Here is a 16,483-nt window from a genome sequence, read left to right as displayed (position 1 = left end):
TTTTTACCTTGCCTGCTCTTTGTGCGGGATCTATCTGAACCTGTATATTGCGAAGGCCGTTGTGGCAGGATCATTGTTAAAGAATTTTTTCGTCTATGCCGGAAGAAATACCATCACCATTCTGGCCCTGCATTTTCTCGCCTTCCGGGCCGTCAATTACCTGCAGGTAAGGTTCTATGACCTGCCGTCCTACATGACAGGCCAGCATCCCCACCTTGCGTCATCCGGCAGCTGGTGGCTGGTGTACTTCATCGCGGGAATGGCCCTTCCTCTGGCAGGCCGCGCCGTGTATGACCGGCTCAAGCTGGCGCTCGTGAAATTACGGGTATCGCCGACAACGGCTTAGAGCGTCTAGAAAGCGGGTATCCAGGATAGAAAACGCGCTTCGCGGGTTTTGCCAGTAACGAAGCCGCCTTCTCAAGCCAGTAGCGAACATCAGCATATTCGATCTCCTGCAACAGACTCATCCATTCTTCCCTGTGCCGTAATGCCTTTCAATCTGTGCTAATATATAACCAACGTCAGTTTCCATCCCGAGAGTGTACCCATCAGCATCGACGAGACCACTATCCACCGGTGATTTGAGCGTTTTTTTCTGTTCAGAATGTGCATTTTATTGTTTATTGTCTCCCTGATTATTCCGTAGCATGCTTTTATTCTGATACGGGAGGTGATTCAATTGACCCTGCACATGTCAAGAAAGACCCTGTTATACCTGGTGATGGGAGGCGCCGGCGTGTTCATTCTGCTGGTCTTTCTCCTGCTCGGTCCGCCCAAGCTCCTTGCCAAGTCCGACCAGCCCGCCTTCTGCTCAGGATGCCACGTCATGGAAGCCGAATACGACGCCTGGTCACACACCGGCGCGCACCGGAGGAAGGCCTGCGTCGACTGCCACCTGCCGAATGACAATGCCGGCATCCACTATGTCTGGAAGGCCATCGACGGCATGAAAGACGTTGCGCTCTTTTATTCAGGCGCCGTGCCGGAGCACATCGAGCTTACCGCTCATGGAGAAAAGGTGGTGCAGGCGAACTGCATCAGGTGTCACGAGCAGACCGTGACGCGCATCAACCAAGAGCGAAAATGCTGGGAATGCCACCGGAGGATCATGCACACCCGGAGCGGCGCGATGCAAACCATTTAATCCAAAAGGAGACCGGTCATGAAGAACGCAAAGATCATTGCATTGTTCCTGTTCATCGCAGGCATTTCAGCCGTCATCATCCTGAGCTGTTCGCCGCAAAAGGCCGAAATGGTCCGGCCCGTGATGATCGTCGACAACGATTACGAGCCTGCAGACTGGGGCAAGGCGTACCCCGTCAACTACGAGCTGTGGAAGAAGACCAGTGAGCCTTCGGCTGCCGGAAAGAGCAAGTACAAGCGCGGCTTCGACGCCGACCGGATCACCTACGACAAGCTTTCGGAGTACCCCTACATGGCGCTCCTGTTCAACGGATGGGGCTTCGGCGCCGAGTACAACGAGCCCCGGGGGCATTTCTACATGGTGATGGACCAGCTCGACGTGGACCAGGGCAGGGTGAAGGCGGGCGGCGTTTGTCTCACCTGCAAGACCCCCTATGCACCGAAGATGGAAAAGGAAATGGGCAAGGACTACTACAGCAAGCCCTACAAGGAAGTCCATGCCATGATCCCCGACCAGCATAAGAAGCTGGGTGTCGCCTGCATCGACTGCCACGACAACAAGGACATGTCGCTCAGGATCTCCCGGGAATTCACGCTGACCAAGGCCCTGACGGCCATGGGGGTCGATACGCAGAAGCTATCGCGGCAGGAGATGAGAAGCATCGTCTGCGCCCAGTGCCACGTCACCTATTCGATCCCTAAGGACGCGGACATGCATTCCACGGGGCTCTTTTTCCCCTGGCAGGGAAGCACGATGGGCAATATTTCCGTTGAGAATGTCATCAAGAAGCTCCGGAGCGATCCCTCGTACGGGGAGTGGAAGCAGAGCGTCACGGGGTTCAAGCTGGCCTTCATCCGGCATCCGGAATTCGAGCTCTTCTCGAACAACAGCGTGCACTGGAAGGCGGGCGCTGCCTGTGCGGATTGTCATATGCCCTATACCAGGGTAGGATCATCGAAAGTCTCGGACCACCGGATCACGAGCCCCCTCAAGAACGACATGAAAGCCTGCATGCAGTGCCATACCGAGACCGTTGAATGGCTGCGGAACCAGGTGATCGCGATTCAGGACAGGACCGTCTCGCTCATGATGCGCGCCGGCTATTCCACCTCCGTTGTCGCCAAACTGTTCGAGAAGGTCAACACGGTGCAGGCATCAGGCAAGAACATCGACAAGGCCCTCTATAACAAGGCCAAGGATTACTATGAGGAGGCCTTCTACCGCGTCGTGTTCATCGGAGCCGAAAATTCGGTCGGATTCCACAACCCCACGGAAGCTCAGCGGAACCTCGGCGATGCCGTTGCCTTTGCGGAAAAAGCCGAGGGGTTGCTGCGGCAGGCCCTGTCAAAGGCGGGTGTAGACACGCCAATCAAGGTGGACCTCGAACTGGATAAATATGTCAACGGGCGTGGCCAGAAGAAGCTTGCCTTCCAGAAAAAGATGGAGTTCAAGGACCCCTTTGGGACACAGGACAGGATGTAAGGAATTGATACGGGTTGGGTGAAGACGTTACCGGGGACGGCCTAGGCCGTCCCCTTTTTTTTGCACGAGAAGGGATGTCCTGCTTCCTGTCTGCCTTGCTAAAACCAGTATTCGGGATATTTCCTGTTCTTCGAGAGGTTGTTCACGAGCAAGGCGACGACGAGCAGGATCAGGGCGCCTGCGCCCGCAGGCAGGAACGCATAGGCAAAGCCGAGGTTGTGGATCTTCTGGCCGCCAATGACGGCGATCAGGGCGGTCGCGCCGCCGGGCGGATGCAGCGTCCTGGTCATGAGCATGCTGACGATGGCGATCGACACCGCCATCGAAGCCGCAAGCCAGATCGTGCCGCCGAACATCCGGTAACAGGCGACCCCGATCAGCGCCGATACGATATGGCCGCCGACCAGGTTCCTCGGCTGTGCCAGGGGGCTCTTCACGGCACCGTAGACCAGTACTGCCGAAGCGCCGAAGGATCCGATCAGCAGGGTCAGGTCCCGGGGCTCCAGGTAGGTCGCGGACAAATAACCGCAGGCCCCGATGCCGATCACGGCGCCCAGCCATGACCAGAGCAGTTCCCCGCCGCCGACTCCCGGCGGACTCTTGGCGCCGCCTTTCATCTTTGAGAGGTAATCCGTGACGGTCATGGGCTTCACCAGCATCGCAGGCTTAAGCCCGCGGCGGCGCCTTTACTCATGACCCTTTTTCTCTTCCCGTACAGTTGCATCGACCTGTGACTCCGAACGCCGATCTGCGAAGTGGAGGCCCCACCGGCAGGAGCCGGGGGATTGCAAGTCGCGGGATTCATCACCCTCTTGATTCCATCTTCCCGATGGCCCGGACAATGTCGGCCCGCGAAATGATCCCGATCAGCCTGCCCTCATCATCTACCACGGGCAGCCGTTTTATCCTCCGCTCGTCCAGCAGCTTCGCCACCTCGCTCACGTCGTCGTCGGCCTTGCTCGTGATCGGCGGGAAGCTCATGACCTGTCCCACTGTGTTCCCCGCTTTCCGCGCCGGAACCGGCTCCCCCATGATGCGGTGCAGGATGTCCCGGAACGTATGGCCTTCGTGCAGTCCGGCCAGCATAAGGATGTCCGCCTCGCTGATGACGCCGATGACCACGTTCCGATCGTCCACGACAGGCATGCCGCTCACGCGGTTCTCGGAAAGAAGCCGGGCCGCTTCGTGAATATCGGCAGTGCGCGAGATGGTGACCACCCGCTTCGTCATCACGTCGCGCACGGGCATATGCAGCGCAGCCCGCTCCTGGGCATGACGAAGCGCTATCTCGAAGATCTTCTTCAGGTCTTCTTCCGTCACATCGACGTAGGTCTTCATTTCCCTGATGGCTTCGCGAAGGTCTTCTTCAGAAAGATTGCAGTCTGGCGGCCTGTTTTCCATGGGTTTCCTCGCACGATAAGAGTACCAGAAGAAGCGGAAGGCCGGATATGACGGGCATCATACTGCCGGCACGCAAGCTATTTCTGCCGCTCTTCGGCCTTGGTCACGATCCAGAACACGAACCCGATGACCAGGATTGCCGCGATCAGGTAATAGATGGACTCGGGCTTTTCGTGCTTCAGCGTGGCGATCATGGTCTCCCGGATCATGGTCACGAGGGCGACCCCGACGAACACGCTGATATGGAACTTGCCTCCCTTGAGATGGGCGATCTCGGTGTTCATGAGCTCGATCATGAGCCAGAGCAGCAGCATGGAGCCCAGCGCCGAGATGATGCCGCGCTCCACGTCCCCGCTAAGCAGATGCATGACGTCCTGGGCGAAAAGCCAGACCACGCCCAGCGTCAGGCCGATGAGCGCCAGCACCAGCAGGAGATTCGTGGTCTGGGAGAACCGCTCCGAGAAGGAGATCAGACCGCTCTTGACCTTGTATACCGGCGAGTAGGCCCTGATCTCTTCCTCGATATAGGACGTCGTGATGACGTCAAGGCTGATGTCCAGGATCTTGCCGAGAGAGATGATCTTGTCCGTGATCGTCTTTTTGTCTTCATCCTGTTTTTGCAGGATGCCGATGCAGGCGTTCTTCACCAGGTTGACGGCCCGGTTCATGTAATGGGCATCCACCTTGTGCCTGACATGGGCGGCGCCGATGCGAATGAGCTTTTCATAATACCTGCTGTCGTAGACGCCTGAAAAGAGATCGTGGAACCAGACCCGTTGAGAATCGAAGACGTGCTTCTTCCGAGATTCCTCCGTGAAATACTGGGCAGCGCCCCTGGTCCCCATGATCCAGTCGTTGAGCGTGTTCATGACCTCATCGGTGTGCTCTGCCATGAGCTGTCGCAGGCCGGCCAGCCGCTGTTCGTCCTCCTCCGTGAACCGGTAGTCGTGCTTGATCTCCTTGAATGTCCTCATGGCTGTCCACCCCGCGAACATGGATTTACGGCCGCATGCGAACCGTGCATTTCGATTATATCAGAAGTTTTTCACACAGGGAAGCGAGGGATAGCATGCGGCCTTTTCTTCAACTGCAAAGGCGGGAAGACGGTCCATCTGAACGAAATCTGAAAGCCGGCCATGATGACCACAAGATCGAAATGATGTTGGTTGACGACTGACCGGCTGTAGCGGGGAAAACGACCGTTACTGAAGGATGTCCTGCACGTGGGGCGGAAGATCATCCGGAACGAACGGCTTCGAGGGGAAACGCAGTCCTGCACCCGGCGTCGTGTCTTTTCGATATCCCCGCCGGAGCAATAAAAAAGGGCTTAAGATCATCTTAAGCCCTTTCTCGACATCAGGATCCTTTTTATCTGCCCCTGGCCATCTCTTCCAGCCGCTTAACGCGCTCAGCGATGGGCGGATGGGTGCTGAAGAGGTTCATCAGGCCGCCGCCGTGGAGCGGGTTCACGATGAACATGTGGGCCGTGGCGGGCCTGGCGTCCTCCATGGGAACGACCTGGTTTCCCCGCTCAAGCTTCAGAAGAGCGTTGGAGAGTCCGTGAGGGTTGCCTGCGATACCAGCCCCGCCCTTGTCCGCATCATACTCCCGGGTCCGCGATATGGCCATCTGGACCAGCATGGCCGCGATCGGCGCCACGATCATCATGACGATCGCCACAATTGGGCTCCCGCCCTCGTCGTCGTCGCGCCTGCCTCCGCCAAAGATCATGGACCATTGCGCCATCTGGGCAAGCATGCTGATGGCCCCGGCAACGGTCGCCACGATGGTGCCGGTCAGCATGTCGCGGTGCTTGATATGGGCCAGTTCATGCGCGATGACTCCGGAGAGCTCCTCGCGGGAGAGGATCCGCATGATCCCCTGCGTGACGGCCACGACCGCATGATCCGGGTTCCTGCCCGTCGCAAACGCGTTCGGCGCCTCCTCGGGAATGATATAGACCTTCGGCATCGGCATCCCGGCCTTCTGAACGAGGGTGCGAACGATGGAGTACAGTTCGGGCGCCTGCCCCTCGGTGACAGGCTGGGCGCGGTACATTCTGAGCACGAGCTTGTCACTGAACCAGTACATGCCGACGTTCATGACTGCGGCGAACATGACGGCCATGACCATTCCGCTTCTTCCCCCCAAGGCCCCGCCGATGGCAACAAACAGAACCATGAGAAACGTCATCAAACCGACTGTTTTTACCGTGTTCATAGGCGTAGAATCATCCTCCCTAATCGTGATACAGAATATTTGAATCAACACTACAAATTACCACAGTAAAGGTCCTCCGTCAAGGGACCGGGGAGAAAAGGCGCGCCTGAAACGAAATTTAACCGGAAGGTAGCAGGGATTAATCACTCTCCGTGATTATCCAACTTCTCCCTCTCACCCTTGCGAGCCAGCTTAATCATGATGAGTCAAAGATTACTCAAAATCCTGCAGCGACTCGCCGACCGTGCGTTGGAAAGGGCCCTGCTGCGCAATAGTTCCCTGGTTCCCGGACTCCCTCCGGTCCCCTGTTGCTGATCCAGCGGCTACTTTTCTGTTGACAAGGATGGACCACTTTGTTATAGTTGGTCGTTCCAAGCATCGGAAAGATATACAGAATGCGGGTGTAGCTCAGCTGGTAGAGCACAACCTTGCCAAGGTTGGGGTCACGGGTTCGAATCCCGCCACCCGCTCCATTCAAGGCATAGAAAATAAGGAGTTAACCGACACCGGTTAACTCCTTTTCTATTTCAGCGCCAGTGATTGTGCAATACATTTCGTTCTGGCGGTTCTCGCATATGTTCTTTTATGTGAGAATAATCGATAGGCATTATTGTTAAAGGATCAAGAGATAAAATATGCAAATGATAGATTGAACTTTACTTTTGCTGCAACCGTTCTTTTACTCCCTGGCACACCACGAAAGGCAGGAATGCCTTCACTTTGACATCCTTTTTCAGCTCGTCTAGGATCTCCCGATAGGATCGATTGACTTCTTCCGCGGGAATCCCGAGCTCATATACCAGTCCGTCAATTGCGTGGACGTGCTGCTCATTATTTTTGTCGTAGATTTCCCGGGTCGCTCCGGGTGCCATCTGGTTCTGCATTTTCCCTCCTCTTTGCACTGGGCTGCCGTTGGCAGCAATATAGTATATCAGGTACCGGACAAACCCTTTTTCGCTGGGAACAGGTCACCTTGAAAATAATTGTCCGTGCAACAATAAGTTTTCTTGCGACAATGATCGGCGGCAACGATCATACTTAAAGCAGAGAATAACGTACTTTTCTCATGACCGTCACGCAGCAGAGTGATCCAAAGGATTTTTTATTGCAGTCAACCGATGTTCGTGCACATTCACCTCCTTCTGAACCATATCCTGACACCAACATGTTACAGTAATATTAAAAGTCCCACAAAATTTGCGGTCCTCCCTGAATCAGCTCCGCGGAGTGCGGTTTCAACAGGCAGTCCCTATCCATAGAATATTTTGGATACACATTTCTTACGATATGCATAAGTTCGCCGGGAATGCAGGGGTACTGTCGCTGCAGGCAACTCATTCGCGATGCAGACGGATCTCATTCCAGTTGATAAGAGGATTTGAGGTTTATTTGCCGCTTATGAATGATCCGGCTTCCGATATTTTCCTTAAGAGAGCAAAAGGATAGGGGCGTTGTTAGCAGTTTTTGAACTTGACATCCCCCCCTTTTTCCACTAATATTCACTCTGTTTCAGGCAGACATACGGCGCTGTCCGGATCGTGTGTCCGCACAGAGAGTACCGAGTTCGGGGTACGGAGTTAACCTAATACGTTTCGTAACTTCCGGCTCACGTCCTTGTCATCCCGCTCCCTACTCCCAGCTCACTATTCAGGACTTCTTGTACGACAGCGGCGGCGTAGCCAAGTGGCTAAGGCAGAGGTCTGCAAAACCTTCATTCATCGGTTCAAATCCGATCGCCGCCTCCATTTTCACGCTCAACCGAAAACAGCAACCGCCATGGCACGAGGTGCGGGAAGAATTGATCCCCGTTTTTTTGACTCGGCTTTTTCCTGTTTGTCCTGATTTGATCTGATCTGTTGCCGTAATTATCCGTGTTCATCTGTGTTTATCCGTGGTTACACTTCTCTTCTTGCGTTTATTGGTTTTAAGCTATGCACCACTCCGACTTCGTCCACCTGCACCTCCACACCGAATACAGCCTGCTCGACGGAGCGAACGCGCTCGACGCCCTCATCAAGAAAGCTGTTGACCTCAAGATGCCGGCCATCGCCGTGACGGACCACGGCAACCTGTTCGGCGCGCTCGATTTCTACCTCAAGGCCACGAAGGCCGGCATCAAGCCCATCATCGGGTGCGAGATGTACGTGGCCCCCGGTTCGCGCTTCGAGAAGACGGGCACTGCGAGCCAGCACGACGAAAGCTTTTACCACCTGATCCTCCTGTCCCGGGACCGGCAGGGATACAAGAATCTTGTCAAGCTGGTTACGGCCGCCTATCTCGAAGGCTTCTATTACAAGCCCCGCATCGACAAGGAGATCCTTCGGCAGCACAGTCAGGGTCTGATCGGCATGTCGGCCTGTCTCTCGGGTGAAGTGCCCAGGCTGCTCCTGCAGGGCCGGTATGAGGACGCGAAGAAGGCGGCCCTCGAGTACCAGGACATCCTGGGCATGGGGAATTTCTACTTCGAGCTGCAGGACAACGGCATCCCGGAACAGGAGCAGGCGAACCGGGAACTGATCAGACTCTCGAAGGACACGGGCATCCCGCTCGTGGCCACCAATGACTGCCACTACCTGAACAGGGAGGACCACAAGTCCCACGACGCCCTGCTCTGCATCCAGACCGGGAAGACCGTAAAGGACGCGAATCGCATGCGGTTCTCTTCGGAGACCTTCTACGTGAAGACACCGGAGGAAATGAAAAGATCCTTCGCCCATGTTCCGGAGGCCATCTCGAACACGATAGCGATCGCCGAACGCTGTAATATCCAGCTCGAACTCGGCAAGTACCATCTGCCCCACTTTCCGGTCCCGGACGGCTACACCAGGGAATCCTTCATGGCGGAGCTGGCCCGCAAAGGACTGGAGGATCGGTTCCGGGAGATCGAGGCCGTGCGCGGCCCGGGCAGCTTCGATCCCGGGGTCTACCGTTCGCGGCTCGAGTCCGAGATCGCCATGCTTGAAAAGATGGGCTTTGCCGGATACTTCCTGATCGTCTGGGACTTCATCCGCTACGCCAAGGAACACGGCATTCCCGTGGGCCCCGGCCGCGGTTCGGCCGCCGGAAGCCTCGTCGCTTACAGCCTCAGGATCACGGACCTCGATCCCCTGCCTTACAACCTCCTGTTCGAGCGCTTCCTGAACCCCGAGCGCATCAGCATGCCCGACATCGACGTGGACTTCTGCATGGACCGGCGCGACGAGGTATTGAAGTACGTGACCGAGAAGTACGGGCAGGACCACGTGACCCAGATCATCACCTACGGCACGATGATGGCCAAGGGCGTGATACGTGACGTAGGGCGGGTGCTCGACATCCCCTATTCCGAGGTCGACAAGGTCGCCAAGCTCGTGCCGAACACGCTGAACATCACGCTGGAAGATGCCATCAAGCAGGAGCCCCGGTTCAAGGAACTCATGAAGGACTCCCGCATGGCGGAGCTGATCGAGATCGCGCGCAGCCTCGAAGGCCAGGTGCGCCACGCGTCAAAGCACGCGGCCGGCGTGGTCATTTCCGAGGAGCCGCTCACGGAATACGTGCCCCTCTTCAAGACGCCGAAGGACGAGATCACGACCCAGTTCGATATGAAGGGCGTCGAGAAGATCGGGCTCGTGAAGTTCGACTTCCTCGGACTCCGCACGCTGACCGTCATCGACAAGGCCGTCAAGACCGTCAACGACCGTCTCGCGACGGCGCCCCTGGCGGACTCGGAGCGGTTCTCGATCTCCCGCATTCCCCTGAACGACCAGAAGACCTATGACCTGCTGTCGCGGGGCGAGACGGCCGGTATCTTTCAGCTCGAATCCTCGGGCATGCGGGACATCGTGGTCAAAATGAAGCCGCAGTGCTTCGAGGACCTTATCGCGCTGGTCGCCCTGTACCGCCCGGGGCCGCTCCAGAGCGGCATGGTGGATGACTTCATCAAGCGCAAGAAGGGCGCCACGAAGATCACCTATGAGCTGCCGGCGCTCGAACCCATTCTAAAGGACACCTACGGCGTCATCGTTTACCAGGAGCAGGTGATGCAGATCGCCCGGACCCTGGCGGGCTATTCCCTGGGCGGCGCGGACCTGCTCCGGCGGGCCATGGGAAAGAAGGACCCCGAGGTCATGGCCAAGGAGAAGGTGCCTTTCCTCGACGGGGCGAAAAAAGAGGGCATCGACCTGAAAAAGGCCGAAAAGATCTTCGACCTCATGGCCAAGTTCGCGGAGTACGGGTTCAACAAGTCGCACAGCGCCGCCTACGCCCTGATCTCGTACCAGACGGCCTATTTGAAGGCCCACTACCCCGTCGAATACATGGCGGCCCTGCTCACGAGCGAAGTCCAGGACACGGACAAGGTGGTAAAGTACATCCACGAGGCGCGCCAGATGGGCATCGATATCCTGCAGCCGGACGTGAACACGAGCATGTGGGACTTCACCGTGGTCGATGCGCACGACCGCGAGGCCGTGGAGCCGGGCAGCACCATCGGATCGATCCGGTTCGGACTGGCGGCGGTCAAGAACGTGGGGCTCTCGGCCATCGAGGCCATCATCGAGGCGCGGGAGTCAAAGGAAGCGTTCACGTCGATCATCGACTTCTGCAAGAAGGTGGACCAGCGCCGCGTGAACCGGCGCGTGATCGAGGCGCTGATCAAGTGCGGCGCCTTCGACGGGAACGGCGCCCGGCGGGCACAGATGATGGAAGGCCTGGGCATGATCATCGACCAGGGAAGCAAGCACCAGGAGCAGGAAGCCATCGGACAGTTCAGCATCTTTGACTCCCTGGGGTCGCATAAGGAAGCCTCGCTGCCCGACGTTCCGGAATGGAACGAGGGACAGCTCCTTGCCCATGAGAAAGAGAGCATCGGGTTCTACCTGTCCGGCCACCCCCTCGCCGCGTACCAGACGGACATGGCGCGCTACGCCACGGCGACGACGGAGACGCTCGACGCGGCGACGGACGGCAAGGAATTGACCATCTGCGGCGTCATCGCGGGCATGAAGATCAAGGTCACGAAGAGGAGCCAGGAGAAGATGGCCATCCTGAACCTCGAGGACCTTTCCGGGACCGTCGAGGTCGTCGTCTTCCCCGATCTCTACAAGACGTCCCACCACCTGCTCCTGACCGATACGCCGCTCCTGATCGCGGGCCAGCTCGACAAGAGCGAACAGGGCAACAAGATCAAGGCGACCCGGCTCCATCTGCTCGCCGAGGTCAAAAAGCGGGGCACGACGCGCATGGACATCATGTTCAACGCCACGGGCCTGACCCCGGAGGACCTTTCCCGGGTCAAGGATATCCTGCTCAGATACAAGGGCTCCATTCCGGTCTATCTCCGCCTTCGGAACCCGACGCGCCCCGACTCCCTGATCTCCGTGGACAGGGAGATCCGTGTGAACCCCACCGCACAGCTCATCAGCGAGATCGAGGCCGTGCTCGGTGCGGGCGTCGTATCCCTCGGCTGATTCACGTCTGCCGGAGAGCAGGTCCGATCCGGTTTCCCCCTGCGCGATGACGGGTCCCGCATAAGACGCGTCCCCTGAAACACATGAACCCTTACCTCAAGATGACACCCGGGAACGCTCCTTCCCGCTCGCCCGCCTGTCCGAACCTTGACACCGGACATTCACGGGAGTAGTATCCATCCAGCGGCAGTCCTTTGCGGGATGTTTCCCTATGGCAAACAAATTCCAGGACCTCCAAACCGTCACCGCAAAGGATGTGCACCACGCGCTCCAGCGGAACGACCCCGAGGAACTCCAGTTCGTATCCCTCACGCTCGCCCTTTCCGACCTTGACTTCAGCCTTACCCAGGCCGTCTGTATCCAGCTCTGCTCCAGCGGGGACAGCCGGGTCCGCGGCAATGCGCTCGTCAGCCTCGGCCATCTGGCCAGGCGCTTCCGGAAGCTCGACGCAGCGGGTGTCCTGCCGGTCATCGAGGCCGCGCTCGAGGACCGGGACGAGTCCGTCCGGTCAAGTGCAAAATCCGCGGCGGACGAGATCCACCAGTTCCTGCATTGGAGCATCAGGGGTCATCAATACGGCTGAGGTTGCGCTCCGTACGCAAAAACCCGCCAAATTATTCTTGCCATGCAGAAGGCTTTATGACATAATTTGCAATTCCGGTTGAAGGAGTGCCCGTGGCGAAAGCGAATATTCTCCTCGTAGAAGACAACAAGATGCAGGCATCGATCATCAAGGAGTACCTGGAGAAGAACGGCTACCTCGTATTCTGTGCGGAAGACGGCATGTCTGCATTCAAGACCGCCAAGACCGGCGCCGTGGATCTCATCCTCCTTGACCGTATCCTGCCGGATATCGACGGAAACGATGTCTGCCGCTGGTTGAAGCTGGACCAGAATACGAAAAACATCCCGATCATCATGCTCACCGCAAAGGACTCCGTGCACGACCGGGTCGCGGGACTCGAGGCCGGTGCCGATGACTACCTCCCCAAACCCTTCGATGAGTCAGAGCTGAATGCCCGCATCTATGTTCGGCTCAGAACAAAGACCCAGCAGGACGAGCTGCTGCAGAAGAACCGGCAGCTCGAGGACATGCTGACGCGCGTGGAAACCCTCGCGGTCATGGACTCCTTGACCACGCTGTTCAACCGGCGGCGCTTCGAATACCTGCTCGCGAACGAGTTCAAGCGCGCCCTCCGGTACCGGAACCCCTTGAGCTGCATGATGATCGACATCGACCACTTCAAGAAGGTGAATGACGAGCGCGGTCATCAGAGCGGTGACGTGGTGCTCAAAGAGGTCGCCCAGCTCATCCAGGCCAGCATCCGCGAGGTCGACACGCCCGCCCGCTGGGGCGGCGAAGAGTTCGTTGTCCTGAGCCCGAACACGCCGAAGGCGAATGCCAAGCTTGCAGCCGACCGGATCCTCATGGCAGTATCGCAGCATGCGTTCACCGGCTTCGACGACAGACAGATCACGGTCAGCATCGGCCTTGCGGGTTTGCCGGACCCTTCCCTTGATTCACAGGAAAAACTGCTCCACGCGGCGGACCTTGCCATGTATGAAGCGAAGAAACAGGGCCGGAACCGCGTCGTCATGCTTTGACCTGCCCTCCGCGTGATGCCGCCTGACACTCCCTTCACGCATTCCCTTCCCGTGGACATGCGGGACACCGGCCTTGCAAAATAAGCCGAATATGGGTATAGTACCGCTTCTGGCCATCCCGCGACCTGGCATGCCCCGGCTCCCGCCGGGGTGGAATGCACCGAAATCCGCGCCGTGCACTCATGCCCGCCTGGCGCGGGAGAGAGGTCGCCTTATTAAGGGGAGCCTCCGGCTCCCCCCGAAGGGGGCTCCACTGATTACATTTCAACACTACCTGGAACAATGGGCTCTGCTCTCGCTCGAAAAGCGGGACAGGCTGCTCTCGCTCGTCGGAGACCACCAGTACGAGCTCAACCTCGATGCGGGAACGATCCGTATCAATGAGTTCGAGTTCCCGATGCAGGTCATCGGCACGGAATCGGACAATACGCTCACATGGCTCTGGGCATGGGCCGAGGAGCAGACCGAGATCCCCGAGGGACTGCTTGACGCATCGCTGCAGCTGAGGCAGTGGGGTATGAGCCAGGGTCTGGCCGAGTTCACGACGCCTTCGATCGACCTCGTCCGCATTGATGGCAGCGCCATCGCGATGATCTCGGCACAGGTGTGCAAGGCAAGCTGCTCCTTCCGCGATGCTTACGAAGGCGGCGCCGTGCATCTCCTGCTGTTCGACCGGGCAATCGATTCACAGCCGTCCTTCGACCGGGCAAGGCTCGTACAGCGTCTTGCGGACGTCTCTTCACGGTACGACCTCAACCACCGCGGTACGCTTCTTTCCTATCTCCGGCTGAAGGGGCTTTCCCCCCTTGAGCAGGACGGCGTCATCTCCTGCGAGCTCGAGTCCGGGGAGCGGCTGAATGCGGAGTTCGATGCCGCGGGCGGCCTCACCATGATAAACGGGGCAGCTTTCATCCCTTGACCGGCACACCGCGGAACATTTCGGGAGTATGGCATGAGTCTTCTCGACAGACTGGATAGAAAACTGCGGCGGTACGCAATTCCGAACGTGACGCTCTACATCATTCTCGGCCAGGTGCTGTTCTTTGTCTTCGCCCTATCGGGCCGGTTCATCCTGGAACGGGTTCTCCTGATCCCCGACCGCGTCCTTGCGGGAGAGTGGTGGCGCCTGATCACCTTCGTGTTCATTCCGCCGGCCACCAGTCCGATCTTCGCGTTCTTCGCGTGGTACCTGTTCTATCTCATGGGAAACGCCCTCGAAGGCCGCTGGGGTGCCTTCCGGTATAATGTGTTCCTGCTCGTCGGGTACGCGGTCACCGTGGCCGTGACTTTTCTCTTTCCCTATTTTGCCGCGACGAACATCTTCATCGCCGGTTCGGTGTTTCTGGCCTTTGCCTACCTGTACCCCGATTTCCAGCTCTACCTCTTCTTCATCCTCCCCGTGAAGATCAAATGGCTGGCCCTCCTCACATGGCTCGGCTATGCCTACGAGATGATCACCGGCTCGTGGCACACGCGCCTGCTCGTGCTCGCGTCGATCAGCAATTTTCTTTTGTTCTTCGGCAGGGACATTCTCTGGCGGATGAAGGCGGGGAACCGGAAGATGGTCTTCCAGTCGAAACAGTACACGACCGGCCGGGAGCCATTCCACACGTGCGCAGCCTGCGGCAAGACCGACCTCTCGGACCCCCAGATGGAGTTCAGGTACTGCCCGGAATGCGGCGGGCTCGGGTACTGCAAGGACCATATCTTCAATCACGAACACGCAAAAAAATCGGGGAAATGACGGCGGGGCAGGTCTTCCGCGACGCTGATACAATCCCGTTCTGAATGAGGGCTGCGCATCAGCGGTTCTCAGAGATCGGACGTCCTGTGCATGGCCCGGCTGAGGGTTTCGCTTAATTCCGAAACGCGGTACGGCTTTTTCACGACGCCGGAGAAACCGTACGATTGATAATCAGCCATAATGGGGTCGTCGGAATAGCCGCTCGAAACAATGGCCCTGACGTGCGGATCGAATGCGCGGAGCTCCCGGACCGCCTCCTTGCCGCCCATCCCGCCCGGTATCGTCAGGTCCATGATGACCGCATCGAAACCCCTTCCTGCAGCCTTCGCGTCACGGTACAGCCTGATCGTTTCACTTCCGTCCCGGCTGCTCACGGCTTCATAACCGAGTTCGATGAGCATGGACATCACCACCGCGCGCACGATCTCTTCGTCGTCCATCACCAGGACCCTTCCCTTTCCTCCGATGATTGCCGTTTCCTCCGCGCGCCGCGGAGCGGCTCTCCCCTCCGCTGAGGGAAGATGCAGCGTGAAGGTCGTGCCCCTCCCGAGGATCGAAGCGACATCGATGTGTCCGCCGTGGCTCTTCACGACGGAATAGGCGATGGCGAGGCCCAGCCCGCTCCCCCGCTGCTTCGTCGTGAAGTAGGGATCGAAGATCTTTGATAGGTGCTCCGGGGGTATGCCGATGCCCTGGTCCTCGATCCGGACCTGCACGAAGTCGCCCGACAGGGCCGGGGCGGTTATTGCCGTGCCGGCCCCGCAGTTCTGCGCGGCGATGACGAGCGTCCCGCCCCGGGGCATGGCCTGGCATGCGTTGATGACGAGGTTATGGAAGACCTGCGCCAGCTGCCCGGCATCTGCTTCGACCGGCTTCAGGTCTTCGTCCAGCCGGTACTCGACCCTTACATTGCTCCCCCGGACCGCGAAGCCGACGGCATCCCGGATCAGCGGGCCGAGAGCGATCAGTTTTTTGACCGGGCTCCCGCCCCGGGCAAAGGTGAGGAGCTGCTGTGTCAGGTCCCTCGCATGGAGGGACGCTTTCTCGGCCTCGTCAATGCGCTGGTAAAGCGGATTGCTCCGGTCCAGCCGTATCTTGGCAAGCGAGAGGTTGCCCAGGATGCCCGTCAGGATGTTGTTGAAGTCATGCGCGATGCCGCCTGCCATGACCCCGATGGACTCCAGTTTCTGGGACCGGAGCACCTCGGCCTCGAACCGCTTGCGGTCCGTGATATCGATCAGTATCCCCCGCAGCCCTGCCGGTCTGCCGTCCCGGACGATCGGTATCGCATGGACCGTACCAGGGAAGGTCGTGCCGTCCTTCCGGATGGCCATGTATTCCTGATGTTCGTTCCGGCTTCCCCGCATTCTTTCCTGGATTTTCTGCAGGGCCCGCTCGCGGTCCTGGGGCGCGATCACGTCGGCGACGTTCAACCCC

The 16,483-nt window shown here is 58.3% G+C and carries 14 protein-coding genes and 2 tRNA genes; 10 read left to right on the top strand and 6 right to left on the bottom strand.

The window, feature by feature from the left end; genetic code table 11:
• The 3 genes from VL197_01895 to VL197_01885 form a co-directional block, all read left to right on the top strand.
• Positions 1 to 346 (top strand): hypothetical protein (locus VL197_01895; protein HUJ16718.1); only part of this gene is annotated, 346 nt, incomplete at its 5' end.
• Positions 347 to 691: 345 nt separating this feature from the next.
• The gene (gene nrfH, locus VL197_01890; GenBank protein ID HUJ16717.1) at positions 692 to 1,144 is read left to right on the top strand and encodes a cytochrome c nitrite reductase small subunit; all 453 of its coding nucleotides are present in this window, start codon (positions 692 to 694) and stop codon (positions 1,142 to 1,144) included.
• 18 nt (positions 1,145 to 1,162) lie between these two features.
• Positions 1,163 to 2,626 carry an ammonia-forming cytochrome c nitrite reductase subunit c552 gene (locus VL197_01885; GenBank protein ID HUJ16716.1) on the top strand — a complete coding sequence of 488 codons (1,464 nt, stop codon included), beginning with the start codon at positions 1,163 to 1,165 and terminating at the stop codon, positions 2,624 to 2,626.
• Between the two features lie 98 nt (positions 2,627 to 2,724).
• Here the strand turns inward: VL197_01885 and VL197_01880 are convergent, their stop codons facing one another.
• The 4 genes from VL197_01880 to htpX all read right to left on the bottom strand — a co-directional run bounded on the left by VL197_01880 (position 2,725) and on the right by htpX (position 6,247).
• Entirely contained in the window at positions 2,725 to 3,270 is a 546-nt protein-coding gene (locus VL197_01880) for an HPP family protein (GenBank protein ID HUJ16715.1), read from the bottom strand.
• Positions 3,271 to 3,430: 160 nt separating this feature from the next.
• A complete protein-coding gene (locus tag VL197_01875; protein HUJ16714.1) occupies positions 3,431 to 4,027 on the bottom strand; it encodes a CBS domain-containing protein in 597 nt (198 codons plus the stop codon).
• Between the two features lie 77 nt (positions 4,028 to 4,104).
• On the bottom strand, positions 4,105 to 5,001 hold the full coding sequence (locus tag VL197_01870; protein HUJ16713.1) for a protoglobin domain-containing protein: 897 nt from the start codon (positions 4,999 to 5,001) through the stop codon (positions 4,105 to 4,107).
• Between the two features lie 394 nt (positions 5,002 to 5,395).
• The gene (gene htpX / locus VL197_01865; GenBank protein ID HUJ16712.1) at positions 5,396 to 6,247 is read right to left on the bottom strand and encodes a zinc metalloprotease HtpX; all 852 of its coding nucleotides are present in this window, start codon (positions 6,245 to 6,247) and stop codon (positions 5,396 to 5,398) included.
• Between the two features lie 397 nt (positions 6,248 to 6,644).
• Here htpX and VL197_01860 point away from each other — a divergent pair.
• Positions 6,645 to 6,720, top strand: a tRNA-Gly gene (locus VL197_01860).
• A gap of 183 nt (positions 6,721 to 6,903) precedes the next feature.
• On the opposite strand, the gene VL197_01855 is transcribed toward VL197_01860, so the two are convergent.
• Complete coding sequence (locus VL197_01855) at positions 6,904 to 7,131, bottom strand: hypothetical protein (protein HUJ16711.1); 228 nt, start codon at positions 7,129 to 7,131, stop codon at positions 6,904 to 6,906.
• Between the two features lie 785 nt (positions 7,132 to 7,916).
• Between VL197_01855 and VL197_01850 the strand changes: the two genes are divergently transcribed.
• The 6 genes from VL197_01850 to VL197_01825 all read left to right on the top strand — a co-directional run bounded on the left by VL197_01850 (position 7,917) and on the right by VL197_01825 (position 15,046).
• A tRNA-Cys gene (locus tag VL197_01850) sits at positions 7,917 to 7,992 on the top strand.
• Positions 7,993 to 8,178: 186 nt separating this feature from the next.
• The gene (dnaE, locus tag VL197_01845) at positions 8,179 to 11,697 is read left to right on the top strand and encodes a DNA polymerase III subunit alpha (protein ID HUJ16710.1); all 3,519 of its coding nucleotides are present in this window, start codon (positions 8,179 to 8,181) and stop codon (positions 11,695 to 11,697) included.
• A 211-nt stretch (positions 11,698 to 11,908) separates the two neighbouring features.
• Complete coding sequence (locus VL197_01840) at positions 11,909 to 12,280, top strand: hypothetical protein (GenBank protein ID HUJ16709.1); 372 nt, start codon at positions 11,909 to 11,911, stop codon at positions 12,278 to 12,280.
• 92 nt (positions 12,281 to 12,372) lie between these two features.
• Positions 12,373 to 13,302 carry a diguanylate cyclase gene (locus VL197_01835; protein ID HUJ16708.1) on the top strand — a complete coding sequence of 310 codons (930 nt, stop codon included), beginning with the start codon at positions 12,373 to 12,375 and terminating at the stop codon, positions 13,300 to 13,302.
• A gap of 91 nt (positions 13,303 to 13,393) precedes the next feature.
• A complete protein-coding gene (locus tag VL197_01830) occupies positions 13,394 to 14,221 on the top strand; it encodes a hypothetical protein (GenBank protein HUJ16707.1) in 828 nt (275 codons plus the stop codon).
• A gap of 33 nt (positions 14,222 to 14,254) precedes the next feature.
• The gene (locus VL197_01825) at positions 14,255 to 15,046 is read left to right on the top strand and encodes a hypothetical protein (GenBank protein ID HUJ16706.1); all 792 of its coding nucleotides are present in this window, start codon (positions 14,255 to 14,257) and stop codon (positions 15,044 to 15,046) included.
• A gap of 68 nt (positions 15,047 to 15,114) precedes the next feature.
• Here VL197_01825 and VL197_01820 read toward each other — a convergent pair.
• Positions 15,115 to 16,483: ATP-binding protein (locus tag VL197_01820; GenBank protein HUJ16705.1), on the bottom strand; the 1,369-nt coding region annotated here is incomplete at its 5' end.

This window comes from Nitrospirota bacterium (assembly GCA_035516965.1).
Taxonomy (GTDB): Bacteria; Nitrospirota; UBA9217; order UBA9217; family UBA9217; genus MHEA01.
Note: the sequence above shows the minus strand (reverse complement) of the source record. Positions and strands in the feature narration are given on the sequence as shown.

Coding starts and splice junctions, on each gene's coding strand:
- nrfH (HUJ16717.1), top strand. CDS start 692: ATGTCAAGAAAGACCCTGTTATACCTGGTGATGGGAGGCGCCGGCGTG.
- VL197_01885 (HUJ16716.1), top strand. CDS start 1,163: ATGAAGAACGCAAAGATCATTGCATTGTTCCTGTTCATCGCAGGCATT.
- VL197_01880 (HUJ16715.1), bottom strand. CDS start 3,270: ATGACCGTCACGGATTACCTCTCAAAGATGAAAGGCGGCGCCAAGAGT.
- VL197_01875 (HUJ16714.1), bottom strand. CDS start 4,027: ATGGAAAACAGGCCGCCAGACTGCAATCTTTCTGAAGAAGACCTTCGC.
- VL197_01870 (HUJ16713.1), bottom strand. CDS start 5,001: ATGAGGACATTCAAGGAGATCAAGCACGACTACCGGTTCACGGAGGAG.
- htpX (HUJ16712.1), bottom strand. CDS start 6,247: ATGAACACGGTAAAAACAGTCGGTTTGATGACGTTTCTCATGGTTCTG.
- VL197_01855 (HUJ16711.1), bottom strand. CDS start 7,131: ATGCAGAACCAGATGGCACCCGGAGCGACCCGGGAAATCTACGACAAA.
- dnaE (HUJ16710.1), top strand. CDS start 8,179: ATGCACCACTCCGACTTCGTCCACCTGCACCTCCACACCGAATACAGC.
- VL197_01840 (HUJ16709.1), top strand. CDS start 11,909: ATGGCAAACAAATTCCAGGACCTCCAAACCGTCACCGCAAAGGATGTG.
- VL197_01830 (HUJ16707.1), top strand. CDS start 13,394: ATGGGTATAGTACCGCTTCTGGCCATCCCGCGACCTGGCATGCCCCGG.
- VL197_01825 (HUJ16706.1), top strand. CDS start 14,255: ATGAGTCTTCTCGACAGACTGGATAGAAAACTGCGGCGGTACGCAATT.